Genomic DNA, 14,964 nt, shown 5'->3' on the forward strand with positions numbered 1-14,964 from the left:
CGGAAATGCAGTTCATCGCCCAATGGCGTATGGATGGTGACTCGGCGTGTCATTGGTGCTCTCGCCCTGTGGGGGCGCCCTCCCGATCTTTCGATACGGAAAGATCATGGAAGAATGAGCCGCTCTATGGAAATTCCAATTTCTGCCAAAAAATAGGATTGCCAAAAGGAAAATTGCCGCTTCTCCCACTCGGATCGGGCTTGGGAAAAGCCTAGGACAAGCGGCCGGAGCAAGGGCCTTCATGATGTGCAGCCGCTACACATCGCCCCGCTTGGCCGTCCCCCGGATCAGGGCGCCGCACGCCCGCGCAGCCGCTCAGGGGTTCAAAGAGTCCTTCCGATGATCTCCTTCATGATCTCGTCGCTGCCCCCGTAGATCCGCCCTATGCGCGCATCGGTCCAGGCGCGGCCGATCTGGTATTCGGTCATGTAGCCGTAGCCGCCGTGCAGTTGCAGGAATTCGTCGAGCAGGCGGTTTTGCAGCGCCGTGGCATTGAGCTTGACCATGGCCGCCCGGTCGGGCGCGAGCGCGCGGCGCAGGTGCAGGGCGATGCAGTCGTCCACGAAGACGCGCAGCATGGTGGCCTGGGCCTTGGCCTCGGCCAGCTTGAAGCGCGTGTTCTGGAAGTCGAACACCGGCTGGCCGAAGGCCTTGCGCTCGCGCGTGTAGGCAATGGTCTTGTGCAAAAAGGCCTCGATGGAGGCGGCGGCGCGCACGGCCACCACCAGGCGTTCCTGGGCCAGTTCGTGCATGAGGTACCTGAAGCCCGCGTTCTCCTCGCCCAGCAGGTGGTCGGCCGGCACGCGCACGTTGTCGAAGAACAGCTCCGAGGTGTCCTGCGCCATGAGGCCGATCTTCTCGAGCTTGCGGCCCTTGGAGAAGCCGGGCATGCCGTCCTCGACCACGATCAGGGACACGCCCTTGGCACCCATCTCGGGCGCGGTCTTGGCGACGACGATGACCAGTTCCGAGTTGATGCCGTTGGTGATGAAGGTCTTCTGGCCGTTGAGCACGTAGTGGTCGCCCTCGCGCCGCGCCGTGGTGCGCACGGACTTGAGGTCGCTGCCCGCGCCGGGCTCGGTCATGGCGATGGCGCCGATCAGCTCGCCTGCGGCCATGCGCGGCAGCCAGCGGTCCTTCTGCACCTTGCTGCCATAGGCATGGATGTAGGGCGCGACGATGTCCGAATGCAGCGGAAAGCCCAACCCGCTGGCGCCCGTGCGCGCGATCTCCTCCAGCAGCACGGCCGCATGGCCGAAGTCGCCGCCGCCGCCATAGGGCTCGGGCAGCATGGGGTTGAGCAGGCCTTCGCGCCCGGCCTTGCGCCAGACCTCCTTGGGCACGATGCCCTGGCGCTCCCATTCGGCATGGTGGGGCACGATCTCGCGCTCGAAGAAGCGGCGGGCCTGCTCGCGGAACTGTTCATGGTCTTCGCGGTAGACGGAGCGCTCGGTCAGGTCTTGCATGGGTCGGTATCCGGTGGTTGTCGGTGAGGAAAGACGGTGAAGGGCCGTTCAGGCGCTGCGCAGGTTGAAGCCCGCGTGCGGCTGCTCGCGCAGCCTGTCCTTGAGCACGCGGCGCAGCAGCTTGCCCGTGGGCAGGCGCGGCAGCTCGTCCACGAACTGCAGGCGCTGCGGGCGCTTGAGGCGCGACAGCGTGGCGCCGGCCTCGGCGACGATGGCGCGTGCCATCTCGGCGCTGGCCGCGTGGCCCTGGCGCAGCACGACCACGGCCATGGGCTGCTCGCCGAAGTCGGGCTCGGGCACGCCGACCACGGCCACCTCCTGCACGGCCGGGTGCGTGGCCAGCGCGTTCTCTATCTCCTGCGGATAGAGGTTGACGCCGCCCGACAGGATGAGGTCGGCCCGCCGGTCGCTGAGAAAGAGGTAGCCCTCCTCGTCCACATGGCCCAGGTCGCCATAGGTGGCCCAGCCGCGCTCGTCGATGGCCTCGCGGGTCTTGGCGGGGTCGTTGAGGTAGGCGAAGGGCGCCACGTCCGAGAAGAACACGCGGCCGATCTGGCCCGCAGGCAGCTCCTGCCCGTCGTCGCCCACGATGCGCAGCCGACCGTAGCTGGCGCGGCCCACGGAGCCTGGACGCCGGCGCCATTCGGCGGAGTTGATCAGGGTGATGCCGCAGCCTTCGGAGCCTGCGTAGTACTCCAGCAGGATGTCGCCCCACCAGTCCAGCAGCGCCTGCTTGACGGCCACCGGGCAGGGCGCGGCCGCATGGATGGCGCAGCGGTGGCTGGACAGGTCATAGCCGTGCCGCACCTCCTCGGGCAGCTGCAGCAGGCGGCCCAGCATGGTCGGCACCCATTGGCTGTGGGTGATGCGGTAGCGCTCGATCATCGCCAGCGCCTGCTGTGCGTCGAAGCGCGCCGTGATCACCACCGCGCCGCCGCCGTCCAGCGTGCGCAGGCAGTAGCGCAGCGGCGCTGCGTGGTACAGCGGCGCGGGCGAGAGGTAGACCGTGTCGGCATCAAAGCCCATGTTGCGCTGCCAGGCCAGGAATTCGGGGTCGGCCTGCGTGCGGTAGAGCGCCGCCGGCAGCGCCTTCTTGATGCCCTTGGGCCGGCCCGTGGTGCCCGAGGAGTACAGCAGGTCGCGCCCCAGCGGACGGCCTGACAGGTCGATGGGCGCGGGCGCCTGCGCACGCCAGGCGGCCAGGGCATCGGCCAGCGACGGCAGGCCCGTGGATGCGCAGTCTCCGTCCACCGAATGCACGGAGGCGGCCAGTTCGGCCGGCAGCTGCGCCGCCGTGGCGGCCGAGGCAAAGACATGGCGCGCCCCGCTGTCGCCCAGGATGTAGGCCACCTCGGGCGCCGTCAGGTGGGTGCTGATGACCACCGTGTACAGGCCCGCCAGGCGCGCGGCCAGCACCAGCTCCAGGATCTCCACGCGGTTTTCCATCAGCACGGCCACCGTGTCGCCGGCCGCCAGGCCCTGCCCCGTCATCCACTGCGCCACTTCGCGCGAGCGCTGCGCCAGCGCGCCCGCCGTGTGCTGCTGGCCGCTGTCGCCCATGGTCAGCGCAACGCGGTCGGGCCGGGCATCGGCCCAGCTGTGAAAGTCATGCACGCCTGTCTCCTTTGCTTTTTTGAATCCGCCGTCTCGAATTCATCGGGTTTCAGCAAGTATTTTTGTTTGCGCGCGGTTTTTCATCCGGGAAAACGCTTTGTTCAATGCAAATTTCGAGACTTATCATTCATTTCGTGAACCTCCAGTCTCATTAAATCAGCATGAACACTCCCGTCATCGTCGATGCCATCCGCAGTCCCATGGCCCGGGCCAAGCCCGATGGCGCCCTGGCCCAACTCCACCCCGTCGATCTGCTCAGCCAGGTGCTGGAGCAGCTCGTGCAGCGCAACCGCATCGACCCCGGCGCGGTGGACGATGTGATCACCGGCTGCGTGAGCCAGGCCGGAGAGCAGGCCGGCACGCCGGGCCGCCTGGCCTGGCTGGCCGCAGGCCTGCCGGCCCATGTGCCGTCCACCACCATCGACCGCAAGTGCGGCTCCAGCCAGCAGGCCGTGCACTTTGCCGTGCAGGCCATCATGTCGGGCACGCAGGACATGGTGATCGCCTGCGGCGTGGAGTCCATGAGCCGCGTGCCCATGGGCAGCTCGCGCATGGGGCAGAACACCACGGGCGCACGCTTCGATGCGCGCTTTGCGCCGGGGCTGGTGGGCCAGGGCGTGTCGGCCGACCTCGTGGCCGCGCGCTGGGGCCTGGGCCGCGAGGAACTGGATGCCTATGCCGCGCGATCGCACCAGCGCGCCCATGCGGCCCAGTCGGCCGGGCACTTCGAGCGCGAGATCGTGGGCATCACCACGCCTGCCGGCCTCGTCAAGGCCGACGAGACCATCCGCCCGGGCACCACGGCGCAGAAGCTGGGCGCGCTCAAGGCCGTGTTCCAGAACGACGAGCTGTCGGCGCGCTTTCCGCAGATCCGCTGGCACACCACGGCGGGCAATGCCTCGCAGATGACCGACGGCGCCAGCGCCATGCTGCTGATGAGCGAAAAGCGCGCCCAGCAGCTGGGCCTGCGCCCGCGTGCGCGCTTCGTGGCGCTGGACGTGGTGGGCGACGATCCGCTGTACATGCTCACGGCCCCCATTCCCGCCACGCGGCGCGTGCTGGCCAAGGCCGGCATGCGGCTGGAGCAGATGGACCACTGCGAGATCAACGAGGCCTTTGCCTCCGTGCCCCTGGCCTGGCTGAAAGAGCTGAAAGAACTGGGCGCCGACCCCGAACGGCTGAACCCGCGCGGCGGCGCCATCGCCCTGGGCCATCCGCTGGGGGCCTCGGGCATCCGCCTGATGACCACCATGCTGCACGCGCTGGAGGACAGCGGCGCGCGCTACGGCCTGCAATCCATGTGCGAGGCCGGCGGCATGGCCAACGCCACCATCATCGAACGCCTGTGAGCCAGGCACGGGAGACACATCCATGCAACTGCAAGAGAACATGACGGCCCTGGTGACGGGCGGCGTATCGGGCCTGGGCGAGGCATCGGCCCTGGCGCTGCTGGAACGCGGCCTGAACGTGGTGGTGGTGGACCTGAACGAGGACCGCGGCGCGGCCATGGTGGACGCCGCCCGCCAGCGCCACGGCAGCCGCCTGCGCTTCGTGAAGGCCGACGTGGCCGACGCCGACCAGATGGCCGCCGCCATTGCCGCCGCCGAGGACTTCGGCGAGTTCCGCGCCCTGGTGCACTGTGCGGGCGTGGGCGGGCCGCTGCGGCTGGTGGAAAAGGACGGCAGCCCGGGCTCGCTGGACAAGTACACGGGCATCGTGCGCGTGAACCTGATCGGCACCTTCAACACGCTGCGCCTGGCCGCCGCGAGCATGGCGCGCAACGAGCCCGTGCAAGGCGAGCGCGGCGCCTGCGTGCTCACGGCCTCGGTGGCGGGCTACGAGGGGCAGATCGGCCAGATTCCCTATGCCTCGGCCAAGGCCGGCATCATCGGCATGACCATCGTCGCCGCGCGCGACCTGGCCACGCGCATGATCCGCGTGTGCACCATTGCGCCGGGCCTGTTCGACACGCCCATCCTGGCCAAGCTGCCCGACAACATCCGCCAGTCGCTGGCCGCCTCCGTGCCCAACCCAGCACGCCTGGGCCACCCGTCCGAGTACGCGCTGACCGCGCTGCACATTCTTGAAAATCCCATGCTCAATGGCGAGACGATTCGCCTGGACGGTGCCATTCGGATGAGTCCTCGCTGAGAAGCGCCCCGGCCCAGCACACGCGCGGAGAAGAAACACCATGTTCAAACGTCTCACGCTGGCGGCGGCTGCCTTGCTGTGCGCCACGGCCGCCATTGCAGCCGATGCCTGGCCCACCCGGCCCATCACCCTGGTCGTGCCGGGCGCGGCCGGGGGCTCCACCGACATTCCCGCGCGGCTGCTGGCGCTCAAGCTGGGCGAGCGGCTGGGCCAGCCCGTCATCGTGGACAACAGGCCGGGCGCGGGCGGCTCCATCGGTGCCAGCCAGGTGGCACGCGCGCAGCCGGACGGCTATACGGTGCTGGTGGGCAATACGGGCTCCAACGCCATCAACTACACGGCCTACAAGAAGCTGCCCTACAGGCCCGAGGACTTCGTGGCGCTGACGGACATGATCTCGTTCTCCAACGTGCTGGTCGTGCCCCAGGCATCGCCGGTGCGCTCGCTGGACGACCTGCTCAAGGCCGCGCGGCAGGCGCCGGGCAAGCTGTCGTTCTCCTCGGCCGGCGTGGGCCAGACCACGCACCTCATGGGCGAGCTGCTGCGCGAGCGCACAGGCGTGGACGTGGTGCATGTGCCCTACCGCGGCTCGGCACCGGCGACGGCGGCCATCGTCTCGGGAGAGACGCAGTTCATGTTCGACAACCTCACGGCCTCGCTGGTGCACATCAAGGCGGGCAAGCTGCATCCCATCGCCGTGACGGGCGCGCAGCGCGAGCCCGAGCTGCCCAACGTGCCCACCACCACCGAGCTGGGCCTGCAGGACTTCGACAAGGTCGGCTGGATGGGTTTCTTCCTGCCCGCGCAGACGCCGCCCGCCGTGGTGCGCAAGCTCACCGACGGCCTGGTCGCCGTGCTCCGGGACCCCGAGGTGGCGCGCCGCTACCGCGAGCTCGGCGGCCGCCCGGGCGGCATGCCGCAGGCGCAGTTCATCCAGCTGGTGGACAACGACCGCAAGAGCTGGGGCGCGCTGATCACCAGCCGCCAGCTGCAACTCGACTGAACCGATTTCGACGGAGACGCCATGAAGGTGCTGGACAGCGTGCGCGTGCTGGAGATTGGCGGCATCGGCCCGGGGCCGTTCTGCGCCATGCATCTGGCGGACCTGGGAGCCGATGTGGTGTCCATCGTGCGGCCCGAGGCGGAACCCGCCGCCACCTCAGCCACCTCAGCCACCTCGGCCACCTCCGCGCTGTCGCGCGGCAAGCGCTCGGTGTTCGCCGATCTCAAGTCGCCCGAAGGGCGTGACCTGGTGCTGGCCCTGGTGCGCGATGCCGATGCGCTGATCGAGGGCATGCGGCCCGGCGCCATGGAGCGCCTGGGCCTGGGACCCGAGGCCTGCCAGGCCCTCAACCCGCGCCTGGTCTATGGCCGCATGACGGGCTGGGGCCAGGACGGCCCGCTGGCCCATGCAGCCGGCCACGACAACAACTATGCGGCCGTCTCAGGCGCGCTGTGGGGATGCGCGCCGGCCGATGCCCGGCCGGTCTCGCCGTTTGCCACGCTGGGCGACATCGGCGGCGGCGCCATGTACCTGATGACGGGGCTGCTGGCCGGCATCGTGCAGGCGCGCGCCACGGGGCGCGGCACGGTGGTGGACGCGGCCATCGTCGATGGTGCGGCGCACATGCTCAACCTCATGCTGCACGCGCGCCAGCGCGGTCTGGTGGCCGACGAGCGCGGCCACAGCATCCACGACAGTGCACCGTTCTACGAAACCTATGCCTGTGCCGATGGCGGCTTCATCACCGTGGGAGCCATCGAGCCGCAGTTCCATGCCCTGCTGCTGGACAGGCTGGGCCTGGCCGGTGCCGCAGCGTTCCAGGGCCCCCAGTGGGACCGCGCCGCCTGGCCCGCGCGGCGCGCGCAGCTGCAGGTGCTGTTCGCCTCCCGGCCCCGCGCGCACTGGCAGCAATTGCTGGAGGGCAGCGATGCCTGCTTCGGCGCCGTGCTAAGTCCCGTGGAAGCAGCCAGCCACCCGCACCTGCAGGCGCGTGGCGTCTATCTGCAGCCCGAAGGCGGCGCCCTGCAGGCCAGCCCCGCGCCACGATTTGACGGCCAGGCCTATGCGCCGGGTCCTGCAAATGCTGCAGGCTCAGACACCGCCAGCGTGCGGGAGAAGGTGAGCGCAGGCCGCGCGCAGGAAGTCTGGCGCAGCGCCCGCTGATTCACGAGAGGCTGGAGGCGCCCAGCATGCCTTCGACCAGGCGCACCAGCGTGATCAGGCGCGGCCCGGCATCGCTTTCCAGCGCGCGGCTTTGCGGGCTGTAGATGGGCAGGGAGACCGAGAACACCCAGTACTCGCCGTCCTGGGCCGTGGACATGGGCACGGCAATGGACTGGATCTCGCGGTGCAGGTCGCCGTGGCTGCGGCAAAAGCCGTGCTCGGCCAGGTCGCGCCGCGCATCGTCGAGCCGCTCGCGCAGTTGTTGGACGCGTGCGGGATCGTCGGCCTGCAGTTCCGCGATGAAGGCCTCGCGCTCGGCCTCGGGCAGGCTCAGCAGGTAGGCGCGGCCCGTGGCGGTGCGCGACAGCGAGATGTGCACGCCGATCTCGGGCAGGAAGACCTTGTTGGTCAGGCCGTTGGCCAGCTCCACCAGGCACAGCTGGCGGCCGTGGCCCACGGCCAGCTGGATCTGGCCCTCCAGGTGATTGGCCAGCTCCTGCATGTGCGGCCGCGCGAACTGGCGCATGTGCATGCGCGCCAGCACGGGCGAGGACAGGTTCAGCAGCCCCACGCCCGGCACGTACTTGGACAGGCGCTCGGAGTAGCGCATCAGGTTCAGTTCGCACAGGGTGTCGATCAGGCGGAACAGCGTGGGCTTGGGCAGGCCCGTCATGTCCATCAGTTCACGGGCGCTGAGTTCCTGGTGCTTGTTGGAAAAGCACTGCAGTACGGAGATGCCGCGCACCAGGGCGGCCACCAGCTTGCCACTGTCTTCGGAATTCATGGATTGATGAGGGCTGAAAAGATGAAACGATTGTCTCAATTTTCCGGGTGCCGCCGCACAGATTTCCAGGGCCATGCGCAGTGCAAACCCGTAAACAGGCCTTGCCCCGCGCAACGGACATGACACGGCACAATCGGTCCATGCTTGGCGCCCTGCGCCTCCCACCAGAAAAGCCTGCCGTGTCCGAACCGTTTGCCGCCGTCCCGCCTTCCGAATCGCCAGACTACGACGCCTTCCTGCGCGCCCATGTGCTGAGCCAGCCTTTGAGCATCCAGCGCTATGACCGCGGCGACGAAACCATCTGGGTCAAGCGCGCGGGCGCCAGCAACCCGGCATGGCGCTATCGCGCGCTGGCCCTGCTCGCCTTGTGCCTGCGCCTGCCCGTGCTGCGGCCCGTGCCCAATCCCGGCGGACACGAAGCCATCCGCACCGAGGTACGCCGCCTGCGCCAGCTCGCGCAGCGCGGCCTGCGCGTGCCTGCCGTGCTGGCCGAGTGCGAGGACGGCTTTGCCATGCGCCACCTGGGCAGCCCCGGCGTGGAGGCGCCCTCGCTGGGCAATGCCATGGAAGCCGCCCTGCCCCGGGGGGATGGCAGCACGCTGGCGCTGTGGCTGCAGGGCCTGCAGACCCTGCAGCAGGTGCATGGCAGCGGCGACTGCCTGAGCCAGGCCTTTGCGCGCAACATGGTCTGCTGTGCCGATGGCGTGATCGGCTTCATCGACTTCGAGGACGACCCGGCCGCCCACCTGCCCCTGGCGCTGTGCCGCGTGCGCGATGCCCTGTGCTACGCCCACTCCACGGCCTGGATACTGGAGCAGGCCGGCGCCATGCCGGCCGCACGCGCGGCCTGGCGGGACTTCGTGCAGTCCATGGAGCCCGAGACCCGCGCCCTGATGGCGCGCACCGTGAAACAGCTGGCCTGGGTGCGCCGCCTGCCTGAGAGCCGCCGCCTGGGCCGCGACATGCAGCGCGTGCGCATGGCCTACACGCTGGTGACGCCGTAGCGGCAGCGGGCTGCACGCCTCAACCGGGCCTCAGCCGGGCTTCAGCCGGGCCTCACCGGGCAGATGGCCCAGCGAGGCGCTGACGCGCGCCGCTTCGGCGCGCAGGGCCCGGGCCACTGCGCCCTGCGGGTCCGGGTCGAAGCCGCCGCTGGCGCCCAGCGCGCACAGCACGCCCACCACATGGCCCGTGTAGTCGTGCAGCGGCGCCGCCACGGCGCTGATGCCCGGCAGGTTGACGTCGCGCACCGAGGCGCAGCCCGCAGCGCGGATCTCGCGGCGCAGCGTGCCCAGCGGGTCCGCGCCATCGAGCAGCGCGCGCCGCGCGGCCGGCGCCTCGGCCAGCTCCCGGGCCAGCAGCGCATCCACGCGGGCATCGTCGTCCATGAAGGCGAAGAAGGCGCGCCCCGTGGCCGACCACAGCAGCGACATCACCGAGCCCACGCGCACATTGACGGTGACCGGCAGGCCCGGCTCCTCGAAGCGCACGATGGTCGGCCCCAGGTTGCCCATCACGGCCACGAAGCTGGTGACCTGCAAGGCCTCGCGCAGGTGCAATAGGGCCGGCTCGGCCAGGCGGATGGGGTCGGACTGCCGCATGGCGGCCAGGCCCACGCGCATGGCCTCGGCCGCCAGCGCGTACTGCGTGCCGCCACGGTCCTGCTCCACCAGCCCCTCGGCCATCAGGCTGGCCAGGTAGCGGTGGACCTTGGCCGGGCTTTCCTCCACCGCGCCCGCGATGGCCGTGAGGCTGGCGCGTCCGCCCAGCGTGGCCAGGGCCTTGAGCACGGCCAGGCAGGTCTCGGCGGCCTGCACGCGCTGGCGCCTTTCGCGCGGCGGCGCGGGCTCGTCAATCTCGGAGGCAACAGTGGAAGTCATGGCGGCAGGGCGGGGCTGGAAAGGCCTGTTTTAAGGGCTGGCGGGGCATTGTGCCGCAGCTTGCGGGTAATCCCGGGCGGTATTTTTACGCAATGCGTAGAAAAATTACGCAAAACAAGATTCCATGGATTCCACCCAGGCCTCACCGGAGACAAGCCCCATGCACAAGCGCCTTTTCCTCACCACACTGGCCGCAGGCCTGCTATCGGCCACCGCCCTGCCCGGCGCGCTGGCCCAGGACGGATTCCCCAGCAGGAACGTGCGCTGGATCGTTCCCTACGCGGCCGGCGGCGGCTCGGACTTCCTGGCCCGCACCATAGGCCAGGCCTGGGGCGGCCAGGTGCACCAGCCCATCGTGGTGGACAACCGCCCGGGCGGCAACACGGCCATAGGCGCCTCGGAAACCGCGCGTGCTGCCGCCGATGGCTACACCGTGCTGTCGGCCGACAACGGCACCCTGGTCTTCAATCCCGTGCTCTACAAGAGCCTCAGCTACAACCCCGCCAGGGACCTCGCGCCGGTCACGCTGATGGGCCGCTTCCCGATGATCCTGGTGGCCGGCCCCGGCATGGCAGCGGCCACGGCCAAAGACTTCCTGGCCCAGGCGCGCACCAGCAAGGACGGCGTGAACTACGCCTCGGCCGGCGCCGGCAGCCCGCACCACCTGGCCATGGAACTGCTCAGGGTGGAGGCCGGCCTGAAGCTGGTGCACGCGCCCTACAAGGGCGCGGCGCCGGCCCTGGGCGACGTGGCGGGCGGCCAGGTTCCCGTGATGATGGTGGACCTGGCCGCGGGCGCAGGCTTCATCAAGGGCGGCAAGGTCCGCCCGCTGGCCGTGGCCAACGCCACGCGCCTGCCCCAGTTGCCCGACGTGCCCACCTTCGCCGAGCTGGGCCTGCCCAAGGTGCAGGCCGCCGCCCTGGTGGGACTGGTGGCGCCCGCCAGGACGCCGGCCCCGGTCATCGCGGCCCTGCACCGGCAGGTCGTGGCCGCGATCAACGAGCCCGCCGTGCGCCAGAAGCTCGTGGATTTCGGCGTGGAGCCCGTGGGCAACACGCCCGAGCAGTTCGCCGCGCTGCTGGCCAGCGAAAGCACGCGCTGGCACCAGCTGATCCGCGACCAGAACATCACTTTGGATTGACCCTCCGCGCCTGCCTGCCTGCGAACAACCTGCCATGACTGCCTCCGCCGCCCCCGACACCGCCCCGTCCGCCTTTGCGTCCGCTTTTGCGTCCACCTCTGCGCCAGCCTCCGCGCGCTGCCCCTTCGACCACCGCCAGCCCAGCGGCCAGACCGGCCCCACGGGCTGCCCCGTCAGCGCGGGTGCCGCGGCCTTCGACCCGTTCAGCGACGGCTACCAGCAGGACCCGCCCGAATATGTGCGCTGGGCGCGCGAGCAGGAGCCGGTGTTCTACAGCCCGCAACTGGGCTACTGGGTGGTCACGCGCTTCGACGACATCAAGGCGGTGTTCCGCGACAACATCGCCTTCAGTCCCTCGATCGCGCTGGAGAAGATCACGCCCACGGGCGAGGAGGCCAATGCCGTGCTGGCCTCCTACGGCTTCGCGCTGAACCGCACCCTGGTCAACGAGGACGAGCCAGCCCACATGCCGCGCCGCCGCGCGCTGATGGACCCGTTCACGCCCGAGGAGCTGCGCCACCACGAGCCCATGGTGCGCGAGCTGGCGCGCGCCTATGTGGACCGCTTCATCGACGACGGCCGCGCCGACCTTGTGGACCAGATGCTGTGGGAGGTGCCGCTGACCGTGGCCCTGCACTTTCTCGGCGTGCCCGAGGAGGACATGGACCGGCTGCGCGAGTACTCCATCGCCCACACCGTCAACACCTGGGGCCGGCCCCGGCCAGAGCAGCAGGTGGCCGTGGCCCATGCGGTGGGCAACTTCTGGCAGCTGGCCGGCAAGGTGCTGGCCAAGATGCGCGAGAACCCCGATGCGCCGGGCTGGATGCAATACGGCATACGCAAGCAAAAGGAGCTTCCCGAGGTCGTCACCGACTCCTACCTGCACTCCATGATGATGGCCGGCATCGTGGCCGCGCACGAGACCACGGCCAATGCCACGGCCAACGCCGTCAAGCTGCTGCTGCAGCATCCCGGCGCCTGGAAGCAGATCTGCGAGAACCCTGCGCTGATCCCCAATGCCGTGGAGGAATGCCTGCGCCACAACGGCTCGGTGGCCGCCTGGCGGCGCCTGGCCACGCGCGACGTGGTGATCGGCGGCGTGGCCGTGCCGGCGGGCTCGAAGCTGCTCATCGTGACCTCGTCGGCCAACCACGACGAGCGGCATTTCGCCGATGCCGACTTCTTCGACATCCACCGCGACAACGCCGGCGACCACCTGACCTTCGGCTATGGCTCGCACCAGTGCATGGGCAAGAACCTGGCGCGCATGGAGATGCAGATCTTCCTGGAGGAGTTCACGCGCCGCCTGCCCCACATGCGGCTGGCCGAGCAGCGGTTCACCTACGTGCCCAACACCTCGTTCCGGGGCCCCGAACACCTGTGGGTGGAGTGGGACCCGGCCCTGAACCCCGAGCGCGCCCGTCCCGCCCTGCTGCAGGCGCGCCAGCCCGTGCGCATCGGCGAAGCCCTGCAGGGCGGCGCCAGCCGGCCCATGGTCGTGGCCGAGGCCGAGGCTGCCGCCGAAGGCGTGCTGCGCCTGCGCCTGAAGGCCGCCGATGGACACGCCCTGCCGCGCTGGACGCCGGGCTCGCACATCGACCTGCAATGCGGCGACACGGGCCTGTCGCGCCAGTACTCGCTGTGCGGCGACCCGCAGGACACCGGCAGCTACGAGATTGCCGTGCTGCGCGAGGCCAACGGCCGTGGCGGCTCGGCCTGGGTGCATGAGCATCTGCACCGCGGCGCCACCGTACAGGTGCGGGGCCCGCGCAACCATTTCCCGCTGGACGAAGGCGCCAGCCACCTGATCCTGGTGGCCGGCGGCATCGGCATCACGCCCATCTCGGCCATGGCACGGCGCGCCAGGGCGCTGGGCTTGTCCTATGAAATCCACTACAGCGGCCGGCGCCGCGCGGGCATGGCGCTGCTGACGCCGCTGCAGGCCGAGCATGGCGCCCGGCTGCACCTGTACGTGGCGGAGGAAGGCCGGCGCGCCGACTACGCCGCCCTGCTGGCCACGCCGCGCGCCGGAGCCCGCATCCATGCCTGCGGACCGGCGCGCCTGCTGCACGGCCTGGAGGCCGCCAGCCGCCACTGGCCCGAGGACAGCCTGCGCGTGGAGCATTTCGTCTCCACCGTGGGGGCGCTGGACCCTGCCAGGGAGCAGGGCTTCGAGGTGGAACTGCGCGCCTCGGGTCTTGTGCTGCAGGTGCGCAACGACCAGACGCTGCTGGACGCCCTGCGCAGCGCGAAGATCGAAGTGCAAAGCGACTGCCGGGAAGGGCTGTGCGGGTCCTGCGAAGTGCCCGTGCTCGACGGCGAGGTGGACCACCGAGACATGGTGCTCACGCGCGGCGAGCGTGCGGCCTGCACCAAGATGATGAGCTGCTGCTCGCGCGCCAGGAGCGGCAGGCTGGTGCTGGGCCTGTAGTCAGGACTCCGCTGCCCTGTGCCCGCAAGCCCGGCGCCCAGAAACACAAAAGCCCCAAGGCCATCATCGGCAATGGGGCGATCGCATCGGTGGGCGCGCTTCAGGGCGCACCTGCCTCCAACCGGATTACTGGTTGGCGATTTCGAGCTCGGCGTTGCGGGCTTGCTGGATGAAATCGATCAGGGAATAGATTGCTTGGCGCATGGTGAACTTCCTTACTGAGACGCTCAACAATCACTGGCGGCATGCATCTCAAGTGCCGCGAATGCCGGGAAAACCCTCTAAGCGTTTACCCTATGAATAAGTATAAACCACTAGATCCCGGCGTGCAAACGCACAGTTGTAAGCGCACGTCAAGATTCCGCAGAGGCGCCCAACTGCGTCCCAATGTCAGGCATGGGATGATTCAGGCTTATGACCGCGCCTTCCGTTTCCCTCGCACCCTGGCACATAGAGCCGCTGAACCCGGCCGAGGCGCCGTGGCCGCTGCTGCTGTCGGCGGACCCGTCGCGGGAAAAGGTGCGCGGCTATCTGGCGGGCTCCACCTGTTTTGCCGCGCGCGAGTCCTTCCAGCGCGAAGGCCAGCCGCCGCGTCCCGGCGGGCGCGGCGAGGTATTGGGCATGTGCGTGCTGGTGCCGCTGCGCGCCAGCGGCGACGAGGCCTCAGGCCCACCCGCCTGGGAGCTGATGAACATCGCGGTCGCAGAATCGCTGCACCACCGGGGCCTGGGCACCGCCCTGCTGCGCCAGGCCATCGCCTGGGCGCGCTCGCAAGGTGCTCCCCGCATCGAGGTCGGCACCGGCAGCTTCGGCGACCAGCTGGTCTTCTACCAGCGCGCGGGTTTTCGCGTGACGGGCATCGTGCGTGACTTCTTTCTGAAGCACTACACCACCCAGCTGTGGGAGCGCGGCGTGCAGCACCGCGACATGCTGCGCCTGACGCTGGAGCTGGGCACGGGCCGCTGAACGGCCACCCGCTCAGTCCGAAGACATCTTCATCAGCACCAGGCCCGAGACGATGAGCACGGCCGCGCCGATACGCATGGCGCTGACCTGCTCGCCCAGGACCGTGATGCCGACCAGGAAGGCGCCCACGGCGCCGATGCCGGTCCAGATCGTGTAGGCCGTGCCCAGCGGCAGGCTGCGCATGGCCACGGCCAGCAGGCCGAAGCTGGCGATCATGGTGACGATGGTGATGGCGCTGGGCACCAGCCGCGTGAAGCCGTGCGATTGCTTCATCGAGAACGCCCAGACCACTTCGAGCAGCCCCGCCACCAACAGATAGACCCATGCCATGGAAAACTCCTTGTGAAGCCGGGTCGTCCCGGCG

At 69.5% G+C, this 14,964-nt stretch carries 13 protein-coding genes; 8 read left to right on the top strand and 5 right to left on the bottom strand.

All coding sequences use genetic code 11. From position 1 onward, the window contains the following. Window positions 1-323: 323 nt before the first annotated feature. Both AC5I49_RS15940 and AC5I49_RS15945 read right to left on the bottom strand, forming a co-directional pair. Entirely contained in the window at window positions 324-1,466 is a 1,143-nt protein-coding gene (locus AC5I49_RS15940) for an acyl-CoA dehydrogenase family protein (RefSeq protein WP_016450523.1), read from the bottom strand. A gap of 48 nt (window positions 1,467-1,514) precedes the next feature. After that, window positions 1,515-3,080 carry an AMP-binding protein gene (locus AC5I49_RS15945; RefSeq protein ID WP_495789600.1) on the bottom strand — a complete coding sequence of 522 codons (1,566 nt, stop codon included), beginning with the start codon at window positions 3,078-3,080 and terminating at the stop codon, window positions 1,515-1,517. A 161-nt stretch (window positions 3,081-3,241) separates the two neighbouring features. On the opposite strand from AC5I49_RS15945, the gene AC5I49_RS15950 reads away from it, so the two are divergent. The 4 genes from AC5I49_RS15950 to AC5I49_RS15965 are packed head-to-tail and all read left to right on the top strand — an operon-like array spanning window position 3,242 to window position 7,398. Next, on the top strand, window positions 3,242-4,429 hold the full coding sequence (locus tag AC5I49_RS15950; protein ID WP_016450521.1) for a thiolase family protein: 1,188 nt from the start codon (window positions 3,242-3,244) through the stop codon (window positions 4,427-4,429). A 22-nt stretch (window positions 4,430-4,451) separates the two neighbouring features. Continuing rightward, a complete protein-coding gene (locus AC5I49_RS15955) occupies window positions 4,452-5,231 on the top strand; it encodes an SDR family NAD(P)-dependent oxidoreductase (RefSeq protein WP_016450520.1) in 780 nt (259 codons plus the stop codon). Window positions 5,232-5,271: 40 nt separating this feature from the next. After that, the gene (locus tag AC5I49_RS15960) at window positions 5,272-6,234 is read left to right on the top strand and encodes a Bug family tripartite tricarboxylate transporter substrate binding protein (protein ID WP_461608748.1); all 963 of its coding nucleotides are present in this window, start codon (window positions 5,272-5,274) and stop codon (window positions 6,232-6,234) included. Between the two features lie 21 nt (window positions 6,235-6,255). After that, complete coding sequence (locus AC5I49_RS15965) at window positions 6,256-7,398, top strand: CaiB/BaiF CoA transferase family protein (protein WP_495789601.1); 1,143 nt, start codon at window positions 6,256-6,258, stop codon at window positions 7,396-7,398. Between the two features lies 1 nt (window position 7,399). Here the strand turns inward: AC5I49_RS15965 and AC5I49_RS15970 are convergent, their stop codons facing one another. Beyond that, a complete protein-coding gene (locus AC5I49_RS15970) occupies window positions 7,400-8,182 on the bottom strand; it encodes an IclR family transcriptional regulator (protein ID WP_495789602.1) in 783 nt (260 codons plus the stop codon). A 140-nt stretch (window positions 8,183-8,322) separates the two neighbouring features. Here AC5I49_RS15970 and AC5I49_RS15975 point away from each other — a divergent pair, with 140 nt between their 5' ends. Then, window positions 8,323-9,186 carry a BUD32 family EKC/KEOPS complex subunit gene (locus AC5I49_RS15975; protein WP_046240314.1) on the top strand — a complete coding sequence of 288 codons (864 nt, stop codon included), beginning with the start codon at window positions 8,323-8,325 and terminating at the stop codon, window positions 9,184-9,186. A gap of 30 nt (window positions 9,187-9,216) precedes the next feature. Here AC5I49_RS15975 and AC5I49_RS15980 read toward each other — a convergent pair whose 3' ends face one another. Beyond that, window positions 9,217-10,062 (bottom strand): IclR family transcriptional regulator, encoded by an 846-nt coding sequence (locus AC5I49_RS15980; RefSeq protein ID WP_016450515.1) that lies wholly within the window; start codon window positions 10,060-10,062, stop codon window positions 9,217-9,219. A 160-nt stretch (window positions 10,063-10,222) separates the two neighbouring features. Here AC5I49_RS15980 and AC5I49_RS15985 point away from each other — a divergent pair, with 160 nt between their 5' ends. From AC5I49_RS15985 to AC5I49_RS15995, 3 genes are all read left to right on the top strand, one after another. Then, a complete protein-coding gene (locus AC5I49_RS15985; RefSeq protein WP_034389537.1) occupies window positions 10,223-11,203 on the top strand; it encodes a Bug family tripartite tricarboxylate transporter substrate binding protein in 981 nt (326 codons plus the stop codon). Window positions 11,204-11,237: 34 nt separating this feature from the next. Then, complete coding sequence (locus AC5I49_RS15990; RefSeq protein WP_495789603.1) at window positions 11,238-13,634, top strand: cytochrome P450/oxidoreductase; 2,397 nt, start codon at window positions 11,238-11,240, stop codon at window positions 13,632-13,634. Between the two features lie 414 nt (window positions 13,635-14,048). Next, window positions 14,049-14,600: a GNAT family N-acetyltransferase gene (locus AC5I49_RS15995; RefSeq protein ID WP_017406990.1), complete on the top strand. Its 552-nt coding sequence runs from the start codon at window positions 14,049-14,051 to the stop codon at window positions 14,598-14,600. A gap of 12 nt (window positions 14,601-14,612) precedes the next feature. Here the strand turns inward: AC5I49_RS15995 and sugE are convergent, their stop codons facing one another. Beyond that, on the bottom strand, window positions 14,613-14,930 hold the full coding sequence (gene sugE / locus AC5I49_RS16000) for a quaternary ammonium compound efflux SMR transporter SugE (protein ID WP_013804742.1): 318 nt from the start codon (window positions 14,928-14,930) through the stop codon (window positions 14,613-14,615). Window positions 14,931-14,964 lie beyond the last annotated feature (34 nt).

The organism is Delftia sp. (assembly GCF_059499305.1).

Excerpts from the sequence above, each read along its gene's own strand:
- AC5I49_RS15975 (WP_046240314.1), top strand. The coding sequence starts at position 8,323 with ATGCTTGGCGCCCTGCGCCTCCCACCAGAAAAGCCTGCCGTGTCCGAA.
- AC5I49_RS15965 (WP_495789601.1), top strand. The coding sequence starts at position 6,256 with ATGAAGGTGCTGGACAGCGTGCGCGTGCTGGAGATTGGCGGCATCGGC.
- AC5I49_RS15980 (WP_016450515.1), bottom strand. The coding sequence starts at position 10,062 with ATGACTTCCACTGTTGCCTCCGAGATTGACGAGCCCGCGCCGCCGCGC.
- AC5I49_RS15990 (WP_495789603.1), top strand. The coding sequence starts at position 11,238 with ATGACTGCCTCCGCCGCCCCCGACACCGCCCCGTCCGCCTTTGCGTCC.
- AC5I49_RS15960 (WP_461608748.1), top strand. The coding sequence starts at position 5,272 with ATGTTCAAACGTCTCACGCTGGCGGCGGCTGCCTTGCTGTGCGCCACG.
- AC5I49_RS15955 (WP_016450520.1), top strand. The coding sequence starts at position 4,452 with ATGCAACTGCAAGAGAACATGACGGCCCTGGTGACGGGCGGCGTATCG.
- sugE (WP_013804742.1), bottom strand. The coding sequence starts at position 14,930 with ATGGCATGGGTCTATCTGTTGGTGGCGGGGCTGCTCGAAGTGGTCTGG.
- AC5I49_RS15950 (WP_016450521.1), top strand. The coding sequence starts at position 3,242 with ATGAACACTCCCGTCATCGTCGATGCCATCCGCAGTCCCATGGCCCGG.
- AC5I49_RS15940 (WP_016450523.1), bottom strand. The coding sequence starts at position 1,466 with ATGCAAGACCTGACCGAGCGCTCCGTCTACCGCGAAGACCATGAACAG.
- AC5I49_RS15985 (WP_034389537.1), top strand. The coding sequence starts at position 10,223 with ATGCACAAGCGCCTTTTCCTCACCACACTGGCCGCAGGCCTGCTATCG.
- AC5I49_RS15995 (WP_017406990.1), top strand. The coding sequence starts at position 14,049 with ATGACCGCGCCTTCCGTTTCCCTCGCACCCTGGCACATAGAGCCGCTG.
- AC5I49_RS15970 (WP_495789602.1), bottom strand. The coding sequence starts at position 8,182 with ATGAATTCCGAAGACAGTGGCAAGCTGGTGGCCGCCCTGGTGCGCGGC.